This is a genomic window from Sphingomonas sp. S-NIH.Pt3_0716, assembly GCF_003950715.1.
Lineage (GTDB): Bacteria > Pseudomonadota > Alphaproteobacteria > Sphingomonadales > Sphingomonadaceae > Sphingobium > Sphingobium yanoikuyae_A.
On sequence record NZ_QLJK01000032.1, the window covers coordinates 37,719 to 58,890 of the forward strand.

Annotated in this window: 23 protein-coding genes, 1 tRNA gene and 1 pseudogene; 8 read left to right on the plus strand and 17 right to left on the minus strand. The window is 60.3% G+C overall.

The genetic code is table 11. The features are described from left to right. The first annotated feature begins 131 nt into the window (after positions 1-131). The 6 genes from rpsA to BRX37_RS21355 all read left to right on the plus strand — a co-directional run bounded on the left by rpsA (position 132) and on the right by BRX37_RS21355 (position 4,028). Positions 132-1,844 carry a 30S ribosomal protein S1 gene (gene rpsA / locus BRX37_RS21330; RefSeq protein WP_004207674.1) on the plus strand — a complete coding sequence of 571 codons (1,713 nt, stop codon included), beginning with the start codon at positions 132-134 and terminating at the stop codon, positions 1,842-1,844. A gap of 181 nt (positions 1,845-2,025) precedes the next feature. Next, positions 2,026-2,316 carry an integration host factor subunit beta gene (locus BRX37_RS21335; RefSeq protein ID WP_004207675.1) on the plus strand — a complete coding sequence of 97 codons (291 nt, stop codon included), beginning with the start codon at positions 2,026-2,028 and terminating at the stop codon, positions 2,314-2,316. A 47-nt stretch (positions 2,317-2,363) separates the two neighbouring features. Continuing rightward, positions 2,364-2,449 (plus strand) — tRNA-Leu (locus BRX37_RS21340). A gap of 176 nt (positions 2,450-2,625) precedes the next feature. Beyond that, positions 2,626-3,018, plus strand: a complete 393-nt coding sequence (locus tag BRX37_RS21345; RefSeq protein WP_125989290.1) for a hypothetical protein — start codon at positions 2,626-2,628, stop codon at positions 3,016-3,018. A gap of 38 nt (positions 3,019-3,056) precedes the next feature. Then, positions 3,057-3,353 carry a hypothetical protein gene (locus BRX37_RS21350; protein ID WP_125989292.1) on the plus strand — a complete coding sequence of 99 codons (297 nt, stop codon included), beginning with the start codon at positions 3,057-3,059 and terminating at the stop codon, positions 3,351-3,353. A 75-nt stretch (positions 3,354-3,428) separates the two neighbouring features. Then, complete coding sequence (locus tag BRX37_RS21355; RefSeq protein ID WP_125989294.1) at positions 3,429-4,028, plus strand: hypothetical protein; 600 nt, start codon at positions 3,429-3,431, stop codon at positions 4,026-4,028. Here BRX37_RS21355 and BRX37_RS21360 read toward each other — a convergent pair whose 3' ends face one another. From BRX37_RS21360 to BRX37_RS26870, 5 genes are read right to left on the minus strand one after another with little or no spacing between them, the layout of a single operon-like run. Next, positions 4,029-4,508 carry a TIGR02594 family protein gene (locus BRX37_RS21360; protein ID WP_125989296.1) on the minus strand — a complete coding sequence of 160 codons (480 nt, stop codon included), beginning with the start codon at positions 4,506-4,508 and terminating at the stop codon, positions 4,029-4,031. A 31-nt stretch (positions 4,509-4,539) separates the two neighbouring features. Then, a complete protein-coding gene (locus BRX37_RS21365) occupies positions 4,540-4,719 on the minus strand; it encodes a hypothetical protein (protein ID WP_125989298.1) in 180 nt (59 codons plus the stop codon). Then, the gene (locus tag BRX37_RS26865) at positions 4,716-4,874 is read right to left on the minus strand and encodes a hypothetical protein (protein WP_164522502.1); all 159 of its coding nucleotides are present in this window, start codon (positions 4,872-4,874) and stop codon (positions 4,716-4,718) included. Before BRX37_RS26865 ends, BRX37_RS21365 begins: the two co-directional genes overlap by 4 nt. 5 nt (positions 4,875-4,879) lie before the next feature. Beyond that, on the minus strand, positions 4,880-5,131 hold the full coding sequence (locus BRX37_RS21370; RefSeq protein ID WP_125989300.1) for a hypothetical protein: 252 nt from the start codon (positions 5,129-5,131) through the stop codon (positions 4,880-4,882). A 36-nt stretch (positions 5,132-5,167) separates the two neighbouring features. Further along, positions 5,168-11,266: a carbohydrate binding domain-containing protein gene (locus tag BRX37_RS26870; RefSeq protein WP_164522503.1), complete on the minus strand. Its 6,099-nt coding sequence runs from the start codon at positions 11,264-11,266 to the stop codon at positions 5,168-5,170. Positions 11,267-11,379: 113 nt separating this feature from the next. Between BRX37_RS26870 and BRX37_RS21380 the strand changes: the two genes are divergently transcribed. Then, on the plus strand, positions 11,380-11,766 hold the full coding sequence (locus tag BRX37_RS21380; protein WP_125989302.1) for a hypothetical protein: 387 nt from the start codon (positions 11,380-11,382) through the stop codon (positions 11,764-11,766). Beyond that, a complete protein-coding gene (locus tag BRX37_RS21385) occupies positions 11,759-12,118 on the plus strand; it encodes a hypothetical protein (protein WP_125989304.1) in 360 nt (119 codons plus the stop codon). The genes BRX37_RS21380 and BRX37_RS21385 overlap by 8 nt, the downstream gene beginning before the upstream one ends. Here the strand turns inward: BRX37_RS21385 and BRX37_RS21390 are convergent. From BRX37_RS21390 to BRX37_RS21440, 12 genes and pseudogenes are all read right to left on the minus strand, one after another. Beyond that, positions 12,115-12,885 carry a hypothetical protein gene (locus BRX37_RS21390; protein WP_125989306.1) on the minus strand — a complete coding sequence of 257 codons (771 nt, stop codon included), beginning with the start codon at positions 12,883-12,885 and terminating at the stop codon, positions 12,115-12,117. The two genes, BRX37_RS21385 and BRX37_RS21390, sit on opposite strands and share 4 nt — an antisense overlap. Further along, positions 12,882-13,118, minus strand: coding sequence for a hypothetical protein (locus BRX37_RS21395; RefSeq protein ID WP_125989308.1), 237 nt, complete (start codon positions 13,116-13,118; stop codon positions 12,882-12,884). The genes BRX37_RS21390 and BRX37_RS21395 overlap by 4 nt, the downstream gene beginning before the upstream one ends. Positions 13,119-13,243: 125 nt before the next feature. Then, a complete protein-coding gene (locus BRX37_RS21400; RefSeq protein ID WP_125989310.1) occupies positions 13,244-17,134 on the minus strand; it encodes a tape measure protein in 3,891 nt (1,296 codons plus the stop codon). Between the two features lie 22 nt (positions 17,135-17,156). Beyond that, positions 17,157-17,504 (minus strand): phage tail assembly chaperone, encoded by a 348-nt coding sequence (locus BRX37_RS27670; RefSeq protein ID WP_486056894.1) that lies wholly within the window; start codon positions 17,502-17,504, stop codon positions 17,157-17,159. Next, positions 17,501-17,911, minus strand: a complete 411-nt coding sequence (locus BRX37_RS21405) for a hypothetical protein (RefSeq protein ID WP_125989312.1) — start codon at positions 17,909-17,911, stop codon at positions 17,501-17,503. Before BRX37_RS21405 ends, BRX37_RS27670 begins: the two co-directional genes overlap by 4 nt. Positions 17,912-17,999: 88 nt before the next feature. Further along, on the minus strand, positions 18,000-18,989 hold the full coding sequence (locus tag BRX37_RS21410) for a phage tail tube protein (RefSeq protein WP_206434203.1): 990 nt from the start codon (positions 18,987-18,989) through the stop codon (positions 18,000-18,002). Then, on the minus strand, positions 18,986-19,396 hold the full coding sequence (locus BRX37_RS21415; protein ID WP_125989316.1) for a phage tail terminator-like protein: 411 nt from the start codon (positions 19,394-19,396) through the stop codon (positions 18,986-18,988). Before BRX37_RS21415 ends, BRX37_RS21410 begins: the two co-directional genes overlap by 4 nt. A gap of 20 nt (positions 19,397-19,416) precedes the next feature. Then, positions 19,417-19,716 (minus strand): hypothetical protein, encoded by a 300-nt coding sequence (locus BRX37_RS21420; protein ID WP_125989318.1) that lies wholly within the window; start codon positions 19,714-19,716, stop codon positions 19,417-19,419. Then, a complete protein-coding gene (locus tag BRX37_RS21425; RefSeq protein ID WP_125989320.1) occupies positions 19,713-20,057 on the minus strand; it encodes a hypothetical protein in 345 nt (114 codons plus the stop codon). Before BRX37_RS21425 ends, BRX37_RS21420 begins: the two co-directional genes overlap by 4 nt. Further along, positions 20,054-20,431: a hypothetical protein gene (locus BRX37_RS21430; RefSeq protein WP_125989322.1), complete on the minus strand. Its 378-nt coding sequence runs from the start codon at positions 20,429-20,431 to the stop codon at positions 20,054-20,056. Before BRX37_RS21430 ends, BRX37_RS21425 begins: the two co-directional genes overlap by 4 nt. Positions 20,432-20,500: 69 nt before the next feature. Beyond that, on the minus strand, positions 20,501-21,025 hold the full coding sequence (locus BRX37_RS21435; protein WP_125989325.1) for a hypothetical protein: 525 nt from the start codon (positions 21,023-21,025) through the stop codon (positions 20,501-20,503). 35 nt (positions 21,026-21,060) lie between these two features. Further along, positions 21,061-21,172: pseudogene (locus BRX37_RS21440) on the minus strand (IS630 family transposase); the annotation flags it as partial.

Here is a 21,172-nt window from a genome sequence, read left to right on the forward strand (position 1 = left end):
CGCTTTTCCAGGCTTGGCGTTCCAACGCCCAACCCCTTGGATACGCAGGCGGTATTCGGCCGCATGCGTGGTTTGGCCAAAGACCATCGGACACAACCGATTGGCCAGCAATGATGAGTGAAGGACCAACCATGGCCTCTACGGCATTCCCCTCGCGCGACGATTTCGCCGCGCTTCTCAATGATTCTCTCGGTGGCGAAGACGGCGGCTTTGAAGGCCGCGTCGTAAAGGGCACCGTCACCGGCATCGAAAACGACATGGCGCTGATCGACGTCGGCCTGAAGTCGGAAGGCCGCGTGCCGCTGCGCGAATTCGCCGCTCCCGGCCAGAAGGCTGACCTCAAGGTCGGCGACGAAGTCGAAGTCTATGTCGACCGCGTCGAAAACGCCCATGGCGAAGCCATGCTGTCGCGCGACCGCGCTCGCCGCGAAGCCGCCTGGGACAAGCTCGAAGCCGAGTTCACCGAAAGCGCCCGCGTCGAAGGCGTCATCTTCGGCCGCGTCAAGGGTGGCTTCACCGTCGACCTCGACGGCGCCGTCGCCTTCCTGCCCGGCTCGCAGGTCGACATCCGCCCGGTTCGCGACGTCACCCCGCTCATGGACATTCCGCAGCCCTTCCAGATCCTCAAGATGGATCGCCGTCGTGGCAACATCGTCGTGTCGCGTCGCGCCATCCTGGAAGAAACCCGCGCCGAACAGCGCTCGGGCCTGATCCAGACCCTGGCCGAAGGCCAGATCATCGAAGGCGTCGTCAAGAACATCACCGACTATGGTGCGTTCGTTGACCTTGGCGGCATCGATGGCCTGCTGCACGTCACCGACCTGTCGTACAAGCGCATCAACCACCCGAACGAGATGATCAACATCGGCGATACCGTCCGTGTCCAGATCATCCGCATCAACCGCGAAACCCAGCGCATCAGCCTCGGCATGAAGCAGCTGGAAAATGATCCGTGGGAAGGCGCCGCCGCCAAGTACCCGGTCGGTGCGAAGCTGTCGGGCCGCGTCACGAACATCACCGAATATGGTGCGTTCGTCGAACTGGAGCCGGGCATCGAAGGCCTGGTCCATGTTTCGGAAATGTCCTGGACCAAGAAGAACGTCCACCCCGGCAAGATCGTTTCGACGAGCCAGGAAGTGGAAGTCATCGTTCTCGAAGTCGATCCCGAGAAGCGCCGCATCTCGCTCGGCCTCAAGCAGGCCCAGTCGAACCCGTGGGATTCGTTCGCAGAACGTCACCCGATCGGTTCGACCGTCGAAGGCGAAGTCAAGAACGCGACCGAATTCGGCCTGTTCATCGGCCTGGACGGCGACGTCGACGGCATGGTCCATATGTCGGACATCGCCTGGGGCATCTCGGGCGAAGACGCGCTGGCGCTGCACCGCAAGGGCGAGACGGTTCAGGCCGTCGTTCTCGACATCGACGTCGAGAAGGAGCGCATCAGCCTCGGCATGAAGCAGCTTGAGCGTGGCGGTCCGGCCGCCGGCGGCACCACCGCCGCTGCTGCTGGCCTGAACAAGAACGCGATCGTCACCGTGACCGTTCTGGAAGTTCGCGACGGCGGCCTGGAAGTCCAGGCTGGCGAAGATGGCGCCACCGGCTTCATCAAGCGCAGCGACCTGGGCCGCGACCGCGACGAACAGCGTTCGGAACGCTTCCAGATCGGTCAGAAGTTCGACGCCATGGTGACCGGTTTCGACCGCGCCAAGAAGCCGACCTTCTCGGTCAAGGCGATGCAGATTGCCGAAGAAAAGCAGGCTGTTGCACAGTATGGCTCGTCGGACAGCGGCGCGTCGCTGGGCGACATCCTGGGCGAAGCGCTCAAGGCCAAGAACGAAGGCTAATCCCTTCCTTCCTGCCAACAGGCAAAGAAAAGCCCGCCGGAACCCAGGTTCCGGCGGGCTTTTTCATGCCCTTCCACCACTTCCTTGCCCTATCGAAACGATTTCGTTGCTCCCCGATTGTCAACAGCTTTCCAATTGTTTATAAATGTCGGCAGGGGAAATTAGGGGTGCTGGAGGAACTATGATCCGTTCTGAACTGATCCAGAAACTCGGCGAAGAAAATCCGGGCCTCAGCCTGCAGGAAGTGGAAAGGATCGTCGATCTTTTCTTCCGCGAGATTGTCGATCGCCTGTCGAGTGGCGGCCGGGTCGAACTGCGCGGCTTCGGCGCCTTCACCACCCGAGCCCGCGATGCCCGCACCGGCCGCAATCCCCGCACCGGCGAACAGGTGCCGGTCTCGGCCAAGCGCGTGCCCTATTTCAAGCCGGGCAAGGAAATGCGCGAACGGCTGAACGGCAAGGCCGCCGACTGATCAGCCCCTTGACCTGCCGCGCCTGAGCCTTCAGGGGAAGGCGCAGCGCGGACGTGGCGAAATCGGTAGACGCAGCGGACTTAAAATCCGCCTCCCCCTGGGAATATGGGTTCAAGTCCCATCGTCCGCACCAGCAAAAATCGGCAGAAATCTGCGGGTTTGGGTCACTTTTCGAATAGTTGACGATGTGGCAATTATTGCCGTTTGCGTCCCACATGTGTCAGACACAGTGGCAGTTTGGGGCAAAATAGCCACACGACGGGCCAATAAGGTCGGCCGTTGTGGCGAATCACCCGCCCTAAATATGTGATGCGCGATACCGACGAATCACCCGCCCCCACTCTTCGACACGACATCATGGACCTGTTCGACCGTCCGCCCGAGCCGCTGGACCATCTCAGCTACACGATCGATCCGATGGGCATCCCCTACCTGATCGCGACCCTTCATCCGGAGGATCGCGCCGACCTTGGCCTGGACCGGCCGCTGCCCATGTATCCCACGCCCGATCCTTCGCCTGGTGCGGTCTTGGAAAGGGTTGCTCGGAGGATGCTACGGAGCATGAACCTGCGCCGCCCGAAGGACGATCAATTGGACGATGACGCGCGGGTCTTCCCCGATTTCCATCAGCCCGATCTGCTGCGATCGGTGAACGATTTCCGCGATACGATGGAAGAGATCGGCTTGACCTCGTCGATCTAAAGGCGCCACCAATCGGCTATAACGACGGGGATCAAAACATGATTGCACTCTTGGCCTTATTGCTCGCGCAGGCTGAAGAAGGCCCTTGGAAGAAATATGAGCCGCCGCATGAAAACGTCTTCGATCAATTCGATCCCAAAGAGGAAAAGCTCTCCCCTGGACCGCACACATTGGTCATCTCGGATCGTGATGGCATGACGCGAATCGACTATCCGTCTGGCGCAAAATGCCAGCACGCTAGAGATGTGACCCGCCGACAAGTTGCCCCGCCACCAAACAGCAATGGCATCATATATGCCCCATCGACCGTGAAGGCGTTCTGCGTGCCAAGATAAAACGTGATCTCCGACACTTCTTTCGTCTTGAGTTACGAGATATGCGAAGCGTCCAAATGACTTAGGGGGTGTGTGATGATGCGACCAGTGGGATTTGGTCTGATTGCTATCGGCGTCATCTGGTTGCTGATCGCGTTCAATATGGACACAAGCGTGGAGGTGCCTAGCACGTATTTCGGATCAAGCAGGGTTGAAAATATCGGGCTGATTGCGCAGCGCCAAAACCACCTGATGGTGGCTGGCTTGGTCACCCTGATCGGCACGCTGCTGGTCATCTTTGGCGGCCAGCGTCAGCCGCCAGAGGCGGTTGCTATCGCAATTAATCCGGCTGCGAATAGGCCACCGATGGAACGCGATCTTTCGTCTGACGCCTATCGTCTCTGGTTGGCCGAAAAATACGACATCAAGCGCAACGAACTATTCGACCGCTATGTCATGAACCAGCAGACCTATGCTGACCTAGAAAGTGCATTGAAGGGTGCCCACGACATCGATGTCGCCCATTTGGGTGTGATTGACGAGCAAGCACTGGAAGAACAGCGAAAAAAAGATGAGTGGGACGCAGAATGGGCGACGGAGCAAGCAGAACTATCTTCGAAGGTCGATAAGGTAATCTATTTGGTGATCGTCGTTTTGATCGTGGGCGCCGTCGCGGCGCTGGCTTTGAAAGCCTAACTACGCTTCATTGGTCGAGATCGGCGCGCCTTTGGCATCCAACCAGACCGGCCGACCAGTGACAGCCACACCACGCGGCCACCGGCGAGCGATGCAACGATCCTTGGCGATCCGCATGACGTTCACGCTGTCGCTCTGGTTTCCACCAAGGACGTGATAGTGGGTGGCGTCTTCGCCGATATAGAAAGCGACGTGGCCGCCACCCGAACGATCGAACACCATGACAGCGCCTGGCGAGAGACGTTCGGCTCGAAGATTGGCACCCCATGTCGCCCAGGCCTTCGCGCGGACGCATACGGCGGGTGGCTCGATGTCGGCCTTCAGTATCGCCCAGCCAACAAAGAGGCCGCACCAGGCCACGCTGTCGGCCGTGTAGGCGATGCCGAGACGCTTGCCGCCAAGTTCCTTCGCCATGGCGAGAATTCGTGGATTGTTGGTTGGGCCTGGCGTTTCGCGCAGACCGATTTCAGATTTGGCCATCTTGAGCCAAGAGGGATCACATGACCCCTATTTATGTCCGGTTTTTATCCCGTTTCTCGTGATAGTCGGAATAGACACGATAGACAGTCCAGCCGATCGACATCAGCGCGGCGATCTGCGGCAGGAACTGGAATAGCGCCGCGAGCGCGATCCCCACAGAGGCCCAATCGATCCAGCCAAAAGCGACCTCCAGGAAATCGAAGTCAATCACAGCACGCTGATGATCGCGACCGCGACCGTAATGCTATCGTCGAGAAGCTGGGGGTCAGCGGTGACGCCGACCAGACCCAGACCCGCCACCGCGAGCGCCAATGCGACCCTGCGCCCAGCCTTCGTGCGGAATTTGTTGGCCAGGCGTTTGATCACGGCCTTCACTCGGTGGCCTCGCTCGCCAGGATATCTTCCAGCCTCGCCCGCTCGTTATGCAGGGTGATCAACGATCCGTTGAGGACGGAGATATGGTTGACGAAATTCTGCGCGCACATCGGGTCGATGGCGCCGCCCTGGCGGACAGTGGCGGCTTCGATCGCTGCTTCAATTTCGTCGATCTGGGCGACCACTGCGGCCAGGCTTGCGGTGATGACCTCGCGGAGGGTCGTAGAGAGATTGCTGTAAAGGCTCATGCACCTATTTAGCTTTCTCTCTTGACCCTCCGTTTGTCACCAGAGGGTCCATTTGCATTTCACGTTCGACATCGAGAAATTGTAGTAATTTCCGCTCATCTCGCGGCGATAGTAGTCGCCCTCATTGATCATCCCGGTATCGCTGGACCCTTTGCGCGAATAGACTGCCAGGGTGACGTTCCCGACCGAGTTATCCAGGTCGAGATCGTCGAAAATCGTGGTGATATCCGCAGAGAAATTCTGCGCGCCATAGACCGATAGCCGCGTGCCGGTCCAACTCTTCTGCGCGATCGTCTGGCCATTCTTGGTGAGAGCAATCAGCAGGCCGCCATCATTGAGATAGTCGATATAATATGGTTTCCCGCTCTGCGTCATGGTCTGGCGGCCGCTCGTGTAGGTGAAGCCGATCGAACCGGTTAGCTGGTAGCTGCCATTCGCGATCGTCACGCCAAGGTCGGCCGCATACATCAGCCTGGCGTCGCTGGCGTTGGCCGACGCAGGACCAATTTTCTTCACGAAACGCGACAGGTCCAGCGCCTCCGGATTGATCGTCCCGCCAATCATTGCGTTACCGCTGATGCGAAGATCGCCGATGATATCGACGCCCGCACCGCCATTCGCATCGGCAACCAGGCGAAGCTGCGCACGATTTCCAGCCGCAACAGCATCGACCTGGAAAAAGGCCGTCGTGCGCCCACGAATGTCGGACACCGCGCCCATCGTCTGGCTGACGTTCGCTTCGGCGGCCTGGAGACGGGTCGTGTGGTTGGCAATCGTCGAGTTGGCGGTCGCGATGGCGGTCTGCTGGGTGTTGATCGTCGCTTGCTGACTAGCCGCAACAGCACCGCTGCCACCAGGCGAGTAGGCGCAGGGGGTTGGGGCGGTCGCGAATGTCTCGCGAACCTGGGGGCGCAAGAACCATGCCCAGCTATCCGCCTGGCCGCCAAATGTGCCGAATTTGCGCAGATACAGGCGGGCCTTGACCGCGTCGGCAGGCGCTTGTCCTTTGAATCCTACTTGGGTCCAGTTGCTCATGTTCGTGCCACCGCTGAGCGGAGTCAGGACACCAGATGATGGAGTCGATACAGCACCACCAGAAGCATTTTGGAACTGGAGATAGATTTGCACCTGGCAGCGATGCGCAGCAACCAACACCGAGACATCATACCACTGGTTCGGCTGAACCGTGATATTCTGCATCCAATCTGAACTCCCCGTGGCGCCGCTGCTCTGCTGATAGATGCTGATGGCATTCGCAAATTCAGGATGCCAATCGTTGCCGCCGCCATTGATCGGAAACACGACATTCGACTGGCTGTTCATGCCAGTCCACCAACCTGACGTATCGACCGCAAAGTCGGTATTTTGGAGCAAGTTGCCCCCCGCCGTGCTGTATTGCGCCGTCAGGTTTGCCTGCGTCGTCGCCGTGGATGCTGCCGAGGATGCAGTCGCGGCCGATCCCGCCGCTGCACTCGCGCTCGACGATGCTTCGCCAGCCCTGATATTCGCGGTGTTCGCGCTGTTCGACGCGGACGTGGCGGACTGCCCCGCCTCCCCCGCCTTCGTGCTGGCCGTGCTGGCGCTCGAAGCAGCAGCAGACGCAGAACCTGCCGCGCTATTGCTTTCGGTGATGTCTTCAATCCGCAGGGCGACAACGCGGGCATCGTGGATCGAACCGGCCTGGCCAGCATCGTTCTGCGATTGCACGAAAGGTTTGAACCGGAGAACCGTGGCGGGAATGGCCAAGTTGAAGTCGAAGGCGGTCCAGGTCGTGACACCAGCGTTTGCGGCGCGCGAATATGGAAAGGTGAACGATCCGCTGGCCAACTGGCCTTGGATGCCAACGTTGACCGGATAAGATGCAGATGATCCGCCTTTTGCGTAGCCAGAAACGCGGAGGATGCGGACGCCGTTGCCAGGCATCGGGATGAAATCGCCTTCAGCGGCGTCACGCGCCTGCGAGCGGAGCGCCCTGCTCGTGCCAATCGCCGAGTTCGCGTCCGCAACGACGGACACCGTGCCGGTCCACATGCCCTTATCGCCATCCTCGAAAGTGGGCTTGGCGACCAGATTACCCGCCGCGCGCGATGATGCGTAAAGCGCCTGGCTGCTCGCGACGGCGGCACTATTGGCAGCATTCGAGGCTTGGGTGCTGGCGGTGCTGGCGCTCGACTGTGCGGCCGACGCGCTGCCCCCGGCTGCGCTGGCTGAATTTGCGGCATTCGACGCCTGGGTCGAGGCCGTGTTCGCCGATCCCGCAGCATTATTCGCCGACGTGCTGGCCTGGCTGGCGCTCGTGGAGGCCTGTCCCGCGCTGGTCGCCGCATTGGTGGCGTTAGTCTGCGCGGATGATGCGCTGCTCGCTGCCCCAGCCTGGCTCGCGGACGCCTGTGAAGCGCTATTGGCAGCAGCGCTCGCCGAACCTGCCGCACCAGTGCTTTCGGTGATATCCTCGATCCGGACGTAGGAATAATCGACCGTTACGGTGGACGAAGCTGCCATCAGCCGCAGCAGCGAACGGATGCTGGATGCGCCAGCCGCGATCATTGCGTTGGTCGTGGATGCCGGAACGGTGCCGGACATTTCGACCCACTGATTCAACGCGGTGAAGGTATAAGTAGACTGGACGGTGCCATTTTGCAGCGTGCCACCAGTCGAATTCACGCCGATCCGGTAAAGCTGAAGCTGCGCGAAAACGGAGCCGCTCTGCTGTCGGACTTTCGCGCTGATCCGATAAATCCGGTCAGGCTGAAGCTGGATCATGCCGATCTGCGACACGTCTGTCTGCGTTGACGCCGTGACGCGCATCGTCCGGCCAACATCGCTGTTGTTGACGAATGAGAAGGTCGAGTTCGGGGTGATCGAGGTCAGCGAGGCGGGCAGACCGCCAAAGCCATTTTGCCAAAACTTCCCATCTTGTTGAAAGTCCGAAGGCATCTGCGATGCAGCCGTGAGCTTGGCAGATACGTCCGACGAATTTGCGGCGGTGGCCGAATTACCCGCCGCGTTTGACGAGCTAGACGCGCTAGACGCACTATTCGCGGCAGACGATGCAGATGCGGCGGCTTCGTTGGCTTTGCTCGATGCTGTGTTGGCCGATTGGGTCGCACTGTTCGCGCTCGTCCCCGCGTTAGTCGCGGAAGTGCCTGCGGCCGACGCAGAGGTCGCCGCCGCGCTCGCCGATCCAGCGGCAGCAGTGCTGTCGGTAACGTCGGTGACACTCAGGCCAGTAGCGCGGAGATCATGGTCGCTCGCACCGGACGCGCCGTCCGATACGACGCAGTATCGGATTTTGGCAGTGGTGGCGGGGATCGTTACAACTTCGTCAATATAGCTCCAAACCTTGGAGTTGGCGGGAGTTGCCCCACGCAAAATCCAATTGTTTGTGCCCGCTGCGTCCTGAATTTGGACACCCATGCTGGCTTTATATGCACCAAACGACAGGAGGTGTCCGGTAAGCCGCACCTTACGTTCAGTTGAAAAGGGCCACGGCGAAAGCTCGCCTTCATAGCTGTCACGGTTCTTCAATTGGAGAACGCGAGTGGAGCCATCTGGCGGCGTGAAGCCAGTTGTGATCGTGGATACGCTGCCGCCCCACTCGCCAACAGAGCCATCCGAAAAGACCCCCTTTTTGATCAAATTTCCGGCTGCGTGACTGGCTGCGGTCAGCGCCTGTGCGCTTGCAACCGCCGCGCTGTTCCCGGCCTCGCTCGCTTTAGTGCTGGCGGTGGATGCTGATCCCGCCGCAGCGGTGGCAGACCCACCGGCCGCATTCGCCGAATTCGCAGCGTTTGTCGCCGAAGTCGCCGCAGCATTTTTCGAAGCGTTTGCGTTCGTTTCGCTGGTCGCGGCCTGGCTGGCAGACGTGCTGGCTTCACCGGCTTTTGTAATCGCGGTGTTCGCTTGGGTGGTGGCCGTCGAGGCGGATTGACTGGCCTCTGTCGCCTTTGTCGAAGCGGTCGAGGCGCTGGTGGCAGCAGCATCAGCCTTTTGACCGGCTGTAGTCGCGGAGGTGGCAGCAGCGGTCTGCGACGATTTCGCCGCATTCTCTGATCCCTTGGCGTTTGTCTCGCTGGTCGCCGCATTCGTCGCGCTGGTCGATGCTTTACCGGCCTGCGTCGTCGCAGTAGTGGCAGAATTCTGGGCAGCGGTGGCGGATTGTCCGGCCGCAGACGCGCTGGTCGAAGCCGCCGAGGCGCTCGTGGCAGCAGCATCCGCGCTGTCCTGAGAATCATCAGCAGCAGATTGCGCCGAAACCTGCGACGCAGAGGCTGCGGTGGCAGATTTGGCTGCATCCGTCGCTTTCGTGCTGGCCGTCGAGGCGCTACCCGCCGCAGCCGTCGCCGAACCAGCGGCGTTTGACGCTTGGGTTTGAGCCTGGCTTTTCGCGGTTTCAGCGGCCGTCTGTGCAGCCTGGGCTGCATTCTTCGCGGTCGTCGAATTCGCGAACGCGGTTTCGGTATCGGCCTTCGCCGCCTGCGCTGCGCTCTTGGCGCTTTCAGCGGCAGTTTTGGCCGACTGTGCGTTGGTGTTGGCCGTGCCAGCATTCGTGGCGGCGGTCTGAGCCTGGCCCCTCGCCGTTTCCGCAGCGGTCTTGGCCGCCACGGCGTCGGTTTCGGCTTTTTCAGCATCGGTCTTCGCCTGGGCGGCATTGGTCGCGGCGGTCTGAGCATTCGCTTCATGCTGGGCAGCAGCGTCCGCGCTTGCGGCGGCAGCGGCGGTCGAACCATAGGTGGCCTGGAGATCGGCGATCTCGCTTTCCGCACCGTCCATCGCTGCGTCGAGCGTCGCGAATTTCTGCTCCAGGGCGGTGGTCTTGCCGACCGTCTGATCGACCGTCTCCTTCACGCCTTCGAGATCGGTGGCGACATCATCGACCTTCCCGATCGCGGTGTCGGCCTTCTGACCAGCCGCTTCGGCCTTCGCCGCAGCATCGGCGGCAGCAGCGCGCGCCTCTTCGTCAGTGATATCCAGCAGCAGCGGTGAAATCTGATCGTCGCTATGGACGGTCCAACTGCGATCGTGGCCGACCTTCACGCGATAGGCAGGCGGAGCGGATGCAAGTTGGCTATAGCTCTCGACCAACGGTTCGGCCGCGCGATCGCCCCGCAGTTCACCGACCGGACCATCGGCGTAAAAATCACCGGCGATCCATTTCCCGCTCGGATCGGGCAGCAGATAGCCGCCCGCCTGCCGCATGGCTTCACGGACCTGGTCACCAACGCTGACCTGGCTATCGACATAGAGAGACCAGGCCTGCGTGAATGGCGCGAAGGTAGCAGCGTCGATTTCATCGGCGTCAACGCGCGTGGACAGGAGGTGACGAACGATCTCGCCTACCGTCATCGCGGGCGATCCATCAACCGTGGCGCCGACGACATCGGCCGTGATCAGGCCGCTGGGTTGACCACCGAGGCGATAGAGACCTTCTTTCGGACAGTGCGCCCACTGACCAGGTTGAAGGTCGAGGCCGATCAGCGCGCCATAGCTGTCCACCGTCGCGGACGCGTTCGGCGCAACGGGCCAGGCATTCTCAAAAACGCCGGTGACGCCGCCCGTGGGGCCATAACCGTGATACTGGTAGACCCAATAATTCTCACTAATCAGGACGCCGCTGACGTTCTTGGCCTCGCCCGAACACCACGGTTTCAACGCCCCTTTGATTTCCGGATCGCCATTCAGTGCGCCTTCGCCGCTATACGTCAGCGAGAGAAGGTCTTTGGCGATCTTGGCGTCGGGACCGGCCAGGCCGATCGTGCATTCCAGACCGTTGCGCGCCAACGCGCCGCACGATCCGGCGAACACCTGTTCGTATTCCGAAAAATCGGCACCATCTTCGCCGATCCACATTTCCACGGGGCGACCGTCGAACGAAAGCGAGGCCCAGGCCGTGTTGTCAAAATCACTGGAAACCAGGAAGATGACATCGCCATGTGAGACGGACGCGGGCTGAAGCTCGCCGCTGGAGAAAATGGAGATGGAGCGTTCGCCCCAATCCCGGACGCATGGGGTCCAGGCATGACCGTCCAGGACGGTTCCGGCCGCCGAAGCGCCGAGCGAGGACATACGGAGAATTTGGGTGGCGCCATTCTGGGCGCGGGCTTCGATCTTAACTAGGAGGTTACGCACCTCCATATTTAGGATGCGGGTGCATCCATTGCGTCGCTATGGGACAATCACAGGTATTGTCCCGCAACCAATCATTTCGCTATGAATGTTCCTGAAATCGAAGTGGCGGCACCGGAAGAATGATGAATAGCGACCAGAGTCATTTGGCGACCCTCGCCACCAGGATTACCACAAGCAGCGCAATGAACCCCGCGCTCACGATGTGTCTGATTGCAGTTCCGCTCTGCCTATCGATATCCGGAGGCCTGTTCTTTGCGAGCCAATACATCGCTGCTTCGCTGTTTATGCTGATCGGCATCGTTCCTGCGGCGATCGCTTGCTGGCAACTGGTCTATTTCACGCTCCGCGATCCTGATCGGCTTCAGCGCGAACAGCACGTCGAGAAGAAGATGATGATCCAGCAGCAAATCGGAGTTCGAACGGAAGATGGGATGAAGGAAATTCCGATCCAAATTTCTCCGGTAATGATCGCAAATCCCGAAGCGAAGGACGCAACCAGTGAATAACTTCGTCCTAAACTATGGATATTTTTCATTCGGACATGATGAGAATAAGCTGCTTAATTTCATCAGGTATAACAGGCTCGTAAGTCAGTATTTTCAGCCGTTCGTTGGGACATTCTTCCTCAAGAGTGAAGCTATGCCGCAGGCGCTGACGGAGAGTTTCCGTGGCCATTTTGGGAAGGATTGCTTTTTCCTCGTCGATTTCCCTAGTTGGCGCGCCAGCGGAGCGTTGCCTCCCGAAATCTGGCAGTGGCTCAATCATGGCCAAGTGCCGCCGCCGCCATCTGCGCCGCCTCCTCCACCCGCGTTCACAAACATTTTGCAGAGCTTCAACGCGCCGAAAAATGAGGATTAAGGCGCCAGCGCTCGCACCGTGAGTTCGAGGTTATGGATGTCATATGCAGGATGCCTGACCGGCATCGACTGCTGAACATTGCCGAAGACGACGGTCGTCTGATGCCTCGCCACATCCTCCAGGAAGGGGACGAACAGGATCGGCGTCGTGATACCGACACGGGATAAGAACGGCACCCACTCCGAATGATATGCGGCCGATGAAATCCATGACAGCGAGGCCTTGGTCTGCTGAAGCGGCACATATTCATCGAACGCCGACCAGTTCGGCCCGGTGTATGACGGTGAACTATCAACCCAGGTCGTCTCAGCATCCCGGTCAATCGCATCGTGCTGGATGGCTTTGCCGACAACTAGGCGCTGCGCCTCGATATAACCGTCCAGGTGGCCGGGCGCGCCAATGTCGATTCGGACAAAGCGACTGACCATCGTCGATGGTGCGCGAATGATCGTCTTGGCCCCTGCCCCGTCGATCTTCGTGCCAGACCATGCGGGGACTGCGCTGCTATCGAACGATGGGGCGGAAACCGTCGCGGCGGCAGTGGCACCAACGCGAACGCGAACGGTATCAAAAGACCGTAAGTTCGAACCGATCAGCGCGATGGTGTCGAACATGGCATCGACCTGCACCACAATCGAAGCGGTTTCACCATCGACGCGCCACACCAGGCCAGGCGGGTTTTTGCCCAGGTTGCTGACCGGACGGTTCGCCGCAGCGTCACCGCTGATGACGGTGAAGGGCAACGGGGCGACAAGGATCGCGGTCATCCGCGCACCACCAGGGTCGTGCGGCCAGCGAGGCGGGTCACCCGCGCTTCGATCACCCGAAATACGCGTTCGGCGACATCATAGCCAGGCAGCGAGACGGTGAACAGCGGCGGACGACCGGCGAAATCATTGAGGTCGATCACGCCTTCGATCGCGACCTCGAACCCCTGCGTGACGCGCCCTGCATCCGCGAGAATTTTCGTGGCCAGCGCCTGCGCCGCAGCCTCGCCCATGCTGGTCTCAATGACGATCTCCCGCGACGATGGCTCCAGCGATTGAAGCGGGAGGTCTTCGAGAATTTCATATCGGTGGCTGTTGCGGACGAAAGACCCGCGATTAAGAATTTCCATGGTCGTATTTAGACCGTCCGGGCCGTCGGCACGCCGTTCACGTAGCCGAGGGCGTTGGCGAAGGCATTGCCCAGCCCGCCCCTGGCGACCAGTTCACGGAGAAGAGCGTTTTGTTCGGCCGACAGCGCATTCGCTTTCGCCTGTTCCGCCAGCAACTGATCACGCTGCTGCGCGGCGGCTGCGTTCTGCTCGACGAGCTTCTGCTGGGCGGCTGCGGCGGCATCCTGACTTGCCATGACGCGATCTTCCGTCGCGGAAATCGCGGCAGCATTGTCCGATTTGAGCATCGAAAGGATCGACTGGAACTGGCCGGTCGAAGTGCCATAGGCGCTGCCCGCCAGGCCGAAAATCTCATTGGCGAGCGACGCGAAAGCGTCATTGTCGATCGACTTTCCGCTGGCGAGATCGGCCTGGTATCCGGCATATTCGTCCAGGCTGCTGTTCAGGCGCTGGAGGACCGTCCGGCCCGAACCTTCGCCGGACAGCGTCTTCTGAAGGTCACGAAGCGACGATGTCTGATCCGCGATGATCTTGTCGAGTTGGACCTGACGATAGCGCTCCACATTCGACAGGTCTTCAGCCGTGGCGCCATAGTTTTTCATCTGGCTGATCAGCTTGTCGAGACCGCTGTTTACATTGTCGATGCTGGCGCCGAGCGGGTCGTCGAAAGCCGCCAGTTCTTTCAGAAGCGTCTCATATTGCGTGGCGACTGAAAGCACCGTTTCGAATGAATCGTCGGACGAATTGCGGAGCGCACGGTCGGCAAAGTCAGACAACCCACTGAGAACACCTTGGCGGATCGCGAGCATGGCCGCGTATGCGACGGCGCTTTCTGCATCGTCGCCGAAATCCGTCACGTCGCTATACTTGCCCTTCAGCTTGCCGGTTCGGCCCGTGCTGCTGACACGCCAGTCGCCTTTATATTGGCCGATCGAAACGTTGGGGTTTCCGGAGATCACGGCGCCGAGGGCATCAGCGATTTCCTGGACGCTGGAGCCGACCGCACCGCCTGCCGTGCTGGCATTGTCGCGGAAAGACGATTTATTACCAGCCACCGAGCCGGTCGCGAGACCACCATTCACCAGGTCGATCTGGCCGGTTGCCCACCGCGTCTTCTTCAGCAGGCCGCCCACGACGCCACCCAGAACGCCGCCGATCGCGCTTCCCAACGGACCCGCGAACGAGCCGAGGGCGCCACCGATCATTGAGCCAGTCGCCGAAGTCTTCACGCCGAGGGCGCCGACCAGGTTGCCCGCGACGCTACCGATTTCCGCCCCACCCTGCATCTTGCCGAGAGTCTCACCAAGTGCCTGGCCGACTTCGCCATTGATGCCGAACGCTTTGCCAATCGTGCCTTGGAGATCGTCGAGCATCCCTTGGGCGCCGGTCGCGAAACCCTTCGAGACATCCTTGCCGAGCAGTTTTGCGATGCCGCCGAGTGGCCCTGCATTATTGAGGTCACCCGATGCTGCGGCGGCCATGCGGTCCATGGCGCGTCCGAATTTGCCGATGGCCTTTCCGAAGCTGCCGCCAAGTTCATCGGCCAGCGAATGGATCGTGTCCGTAAAGGAGTAGACCCACTCATTTTCGATACCGGCGCGCGCCTTATCCATGCCCGCCAGGACGCTGGCCTGGACGCCCTTCGAGATGCCTGCCTTGTCTGCACCAGCCAGGAAATCAGCGCGATCCTTCTCGATACCGGCCAGGCGTTGGGCGCGATCATACTGCGGCGAATATCCCGCCGCGATGTCCTTCACCTTCTTCAAAGCGTCGGCTTGACCGTCGAAGGCGGCCTGTGTCCGGAGAGCCGTTTCCAGCCTTTTCTCTTCTGCCTTCCAGGCTTCGCTGGACAGGTCGGCGAGCGTGGCGCCGCCATTCAATGCGTCGATCCGCAGCTTTGCCAACGTGTCCTGCACACCGGCTTCCTGTTCAGTCAGCCCTAGCTTCTTGCCAGCGTTGATCAGGTTGGCATTTTCTATCTGGCGAGCCTGGTCGGCCATCGACGTGATGGACTTCCCGAGCGCGATTTCGCGCAGCTTGTCGGCGATCTTCTGCTTCGACGATGCGAGCGCGGCCTTGTCCTGGTCGGACAGCTTATCGCCGTATAGTTTCTGAAGCTCCAGGAACTTGCTGTGCTTTTCAGCCTCCAATGGCAACATCTTCGCCAGGGTGACGCTGTTGTCGAGCGTCTGCCAATACTCTTGGATACGCTTCTGGCGTTCCGCTTCGGCCTTGGCGGCGTCGGCGGCGGCTTTCGCGGCATCCTTGTCCACGCCAGGAGTCGGCTTGTCGGTCGGAGTTTCCCGAGCAAAATCGTCGATCTTGGCGGTCTTGCCACGGCCGAGCATGCGGTCGAGAGCGCCCTGGGCACCCTTCTGATCACCGGCGATCTTTGCCGCCTGGTCAACAATGCTACCCATTGCTTTGGCGCTGTTCGCGAAGCTGACCGTGAAGGCCGAACCGATGTCACCGAGAGCCGTAAGGTCACCGGACAGCAGGCGGCCGACGATGCTGCCCAAGCCGGAAAACAGCTTTTTGACATCCTGGAACGCGGTCGCGAACAGGTCGGGGATCGCACCGGCGACATACTTGACCGAGCGCAGCAGCGCTATGAACGACAGCCCCATGTCGGAGACGGTCGCGGTGCTGGCACCGGTCAGCCACGTGAAGGCCTTGCCCAACCATTCACGGATACCACCGCCGACCCACTGGATGACGTTGGCGATCCCACGGAAGACCGAGCCGACCGTGTTACCCGCTACCGTGACCCACTGCCCCAACAGATTGAAACCGACTGTCAGCAGGTCGAGTAGGCCCAGGCTTTCCTTCCCGCCGCCCGTCATCGCGGTGAACATCGAGCCAAAACCCGACGCCACTTCGGCGACGAAATTGATGATGCCCCCGAGGACGCTCCCAATGCCTGACAACAGAGGGGTGATCGCGGCGATCCCGCTGGAAATCCCGTCCAGGATTTTGGTCATGCCGGTGGCGAAACCACCTTCGCCGATCTTGGCGAAAAGCAGGAATATCTGATCACCCAGCGCGGCCATGGCGCCGCCGATGGTCTGCGCCTGGCGGTCCATCCCGCCAGCGAATTTCGTCTCGCCGATCGCGATCAGGTAGTCTTGAATTTCCGTGGAATTCTTGCCGACTTCAGTGGTGACGCCCTGAAATGTAAACTTGACGCGGTCGCCTTCTTGGGACGACTTGATCCCAAATTCCTTCAATCTTTCGAACTCGCCAGTGGTCGCATCGGCCACAGCCTCGACCATCTGGATCAGGTCTTTGCCCATGGCGGCCGACGTGTTGCCATAGGAGGTCATAGCGCGCTCTGACGGTGTCAGACCCAGGGCGGACAGCTTGGTGAAACCCTCCACCGCCTGGTCCAATGTAAAGGGGGTGCGTTGCGCAAAATCAGCCAGAGCGTCGAACGCGAGACCGGCCTTCTGAGTGTCGCCGATGATCGTCGTGAGGCTGGCTTTGTAAGCCTGCACCTGGGCAGTCGCAGAGGTGACAGCCGTGCCGACAGCGACAATTGCCGCACCAATTGCGGCCACGCCACCCGCGACTGCCAAGCCGCCCAGACCGGCGAACGATGCGCCCAACCCTGCGATCGAGCCTGCCGCACCACGGCCGACGCCAGCCAGGCGACCAAGCGTTCCGGACAGCCCGACCGCGTTGTTGTTCGCACCGGTCAAGCGCTGGGCGAGTTGCTGGACCGCATTGCCCGTGGTGATCGTCGAACCGGTGACGCCACGCATGGCGCCGGACACGCCATTGTTCATGCCATTGGCGCCGGTGACGATGGAATTCAGGGCGGCGTTGACGCGCTGGACGCCAGCTTGGGCGCTCTTGCTGTCGATGATGATGTCAATTTTCGGGGAGGCGACGGGCTGCATCGACTATTTAGCCGGTGCAGCCCTATTTCATCGCCCCGGTGGCCCGTTTGGCGGCCTTCTCGCGGTCATGGCCGTCCAGGGTCATCACCACGGTTTTCAACGACTGCATCTCATGGCGGGTCAGGTCATAGTGACGACCATATTCATGGATGCGAGTGATAGGGATCGGGCCGAAGCCACCGACACCTAACGCTCTTTCGCTTCGAAGCTCGATAAAAGCGTCATGATAGAAGGCGGCGAATGGCTCGATTGGAGGGCAGGCGGCGATATGCTCCAGGGCATATTGCCGCGCCTTGGCGGTTCCGCGTTCGATGTCCTCGACTGATACTCGCCAATCCTGGGTCGAGCGATAGTCGAGGACGGCGATCAGTTTTTTACGATGTCATCCGCGCTGGCAGGCTGATAATTCTCGACGTTCTGCGCATATTCCAGCACCCGCTGGGCCACGAAGGTCTCTTCGGTGAAATACTCGATTGCGTTGGCGCGGTTGAATTCGACCGGCTTGCCATCGGCGTAGCAGACGCCTTCCCAATCGGTCACCGACAGGGTGACGAGCAGTTCGGCAACGACCTTCGCGGCGTCGGTGTTCTGACCCTGACGATCGGGACGACCTTTCGTGGCACGCTGGGCGCGGAGCTTGGTATGGGTGGCGTGCTGATCGATCAGCGAGCAAAGAAAATCACCGTAATGATTTCCGAGTTCATCCTTTACGGAAAACCAAACACCAGTTTCGGCAAGATCGGTATCGAAACGGGAATGACGCTTAAACTTGGACATATGTATAACCTCGCAAATATGTTGCGGATTATTTATCCAAATGGTCGAGGGGAGAGCGCTTGCCCTCCCCTCTCCAAGGCGGGCGAGGTTATGCCGCCTTGGTGATTTTGATATCGCCCTGAGCATTGACCTTCGCGGTGAAGGTCATCGTCACCAGGACGCTGGCGCCATCGACGCTTTCTTCGGGCCACGAGGCCTGGGCGGCAGGCATATTGATGACATAGCCATCAGCGCCCGAGCCGATCGTCAGGGCGACCGACGTGGTGGCATCGTTGACCAGAGCGGTTTCCGGCGCGAAGTCGCGGCGGTAGAAGGTCACCTCCAGGGTGGCGGTGCGGGCACCCGAAGTGCCAACCCCGATAGTCGAGACCGGGCCAAGGGCCGCCTTTGCTTCGCGTTCATGCGAGACCGTCAGGGTAGCCGACCGAACATCGATCGAAGGCAGGGCTGCGATGGACGCGGTCACGTCGATTGCGGCGAGCGGGAAACCGCCAGCATCTTCCTGGAACACCAGCGCTTCGCCAGGCTCATAGGCGATCGGATCGACGTAGTTCATACCGATCAGCGTGGTAGACGCTTCCACCATGGCGACCGTCTCGGTGGTCAGCGACAGTTCACTCGCCTGGACGCCGGTATAGCAGTGGAAGAGATCGTCGGCATCGCCGGTGGTCTTGAGGATCGAAAAGCTGCTGTCCTGATCACCGGCCTGGAGGACATTGCCGGACCACTGGCCGCTAAGCGCAGAAGCGAGCAGGATGTCGATGGCGGGCGAACGCTTGAGTTCGAAGTCGAAGGAGCCGCTGACGCTGCCGCCCATCGTGCGGACACCGCCGCTCTGGCGCTTGGCATAAAGGGCGCTGCTGGAGACAGTTTCCTTCGTGTAGCTCGGGCCGCTGCCAGGCGTGTGCGCCAGCTTGAGCGCGGTGCCAGTCTCAGGCGTGACACCTTCAACAGTCTCCGGAAGAATGTAGTAAGAAATATTGCTCGAATTATAAGACATCTGTCTTTTAGCTCCAAAAATAGAGGTTTCTTGGAGCCAGTTGCTCCGGAGATATTTATCCGGAGGCGCTGATTTCATCGTTCTGGACGCATGATCGTGCGCCAAAGCGCAGACACTTTGACTTGATACCACTGTTCTTCAGGTAGGATCGTCCGCTCAAAACCTTCGACAAGCAATCGGTTGGGCGGAACTTGCCAACGATAGTTGCGGAAGATCGCTTCACACTGGTCAGCCAGGTCGAGAGCCTGCGCGTCCCCCTGTTCGGTTGGCACGAAGATCGACATCTCAATGCGGCCGATCATCTCGATCAGCGGATTGTCACCCGTCGAGATCGGCTTGCTCGCACCAGGCCGGACGCTGAAGCGGATAAAGGGCTTGGTCTGATCGACCTTCGTCTGCGGCGCGTTGTCATAGACGATCCGCACACCAACAGGCGCCTTGGTGGTGAAATGGTGTCGGATCGCGAGGGTCAGCAGCTTCAACATGAACGTATTTATCGAAGCCGTCAGAGCCGGGTGTGGCGATCCACAATCGCGTCGATGAAGCCGGACGGCGCCTGTTTGCTGTGGCCGTCGTTGAGCCGGTTGATATACGGGACGGCGTTCTGGACGTGCTGCTGATCGCCGATCAGGTCCATCTGCCAACCCTGGCGCGCCTGGCCGGTGTCCACGGGAGTTTCGCGCAGAAGATCAGCGTAAATATCTGCCGCGATCTTATCACGGACATCCGCCGCGACCTGTTCGGCGTTGGAGATGATGCCGGGAATTTTCGCGATCAGGTCACTGGTGTCGATCCGGATTTTCATCCCGCCGCGACCTTTGCTTTATAGAGGATCGGCGCACCGTTCGGCGCAACGATTTCCACTTCGGCCACCCGCCATTTTTGATCGGCCAGCGCGATGATGTCACCGACGATCGGCTCGATCAGGAGGGTGGCGACGGTCTCTGACCCAACGACCCCCTGGCTCGTCCAGACACGGTTGGTGCGGATGACCACGTTCGCAACGATCGTCTCTTCGCCACTCGTGACGGCGCCGGTCGCGGGATCATAAACACCGGCTGTTTTCCTGGTGATCGTCGCCTGGCCGCCGAATTTCCGAAGGCTGCGACCGACCGTCTTGCGCGCACGATCATAGATCGCCGTCACAGGCAGACCTTCACAGACTGGAAACCCGTCACGACCTTGGGCTTCACCAGCGGCGCCAGGATACGGCTGATCGTCGGGAAACGGTCAGCAATTACGCCCTCGCTGTATTGAACCTCAACCACGCCATCCACCTTCTCCCGCACGACCTGGGGCGAGACGATCTCGACCAGGCTGGCATCGAGCGCGGCCAGCGCGAGTTCATACGTGGCGCGATCATGGCGGGGATCGTCGGTGGCATCATAGACCAGGGTGTAGGTGTCGGCGATGTAATCCTGAGCGCGGATCAGTGCGGCCGATCGTGCGGCCTCCGTGGCGTCTGCCCAAGCAGTGTTGGCGCGGTCTGCGTGATAGATATTGGCGGCTTCGATCGTCATGGACATATTTATCCGCGCACGAAAAAGCCGCCCCGAATGGGGGCGGCTCCTTCATGGCTTGCTCTAAGATCAGAGCGACGTTTCGATGAACGCCAGCGGGATATTCTCGCGCTCGAATGCCAGGCGCCAGTTCGCAGCGGTCGCCAGTTCAGCGTTCGTCGGCGCAATACCGGCGATAGCGTCAGGTTCCGGGTCGAAATCCATGCCAGCGGGGGCAAACAGGAACTTCTTGCGGTTGATCAGCGAGGTCTCGCCACCGAAGTTACCGGCGAACTCGTCACGGGCGACCGAGACGGCATTGTCGATCGCGGCTTCGCCATACTGGAAGAAACCAGGGGCGAGCAGGACGCTGGTATAGACGCCCTCAACAGGAGCGATGCCGCTATCCACGACCAGCTTGTAGCCGTTGTAGGTGTCAAAGCCGATGTTCGTCTGCGAAGCCGGAACGAAGCCCTTTTCCTTCTTCTGAAGGATCGAGTGGACCTTCTTGTGAACGACCAGAACGCCCAGGTTCTCGTGATTGTCGCCCAGCGTTTCGGCAGCGTCGATCAGAAGGTCGGTGTCGAGATCGGTGGTGCCGTCACCAACGGTCATCTGCGCGCCAGCGGCGCCCTTAGAGCGGTTTCCATTCATTCCGGTTCATAGCCGCATGATTTGAAGTAGTTTGCACATTCGTCGGGCTTGAAGATATCGACGAGCCTGCCGATCAGGTCCCACAGGCCGCTGACGGTGCGCTCTCCT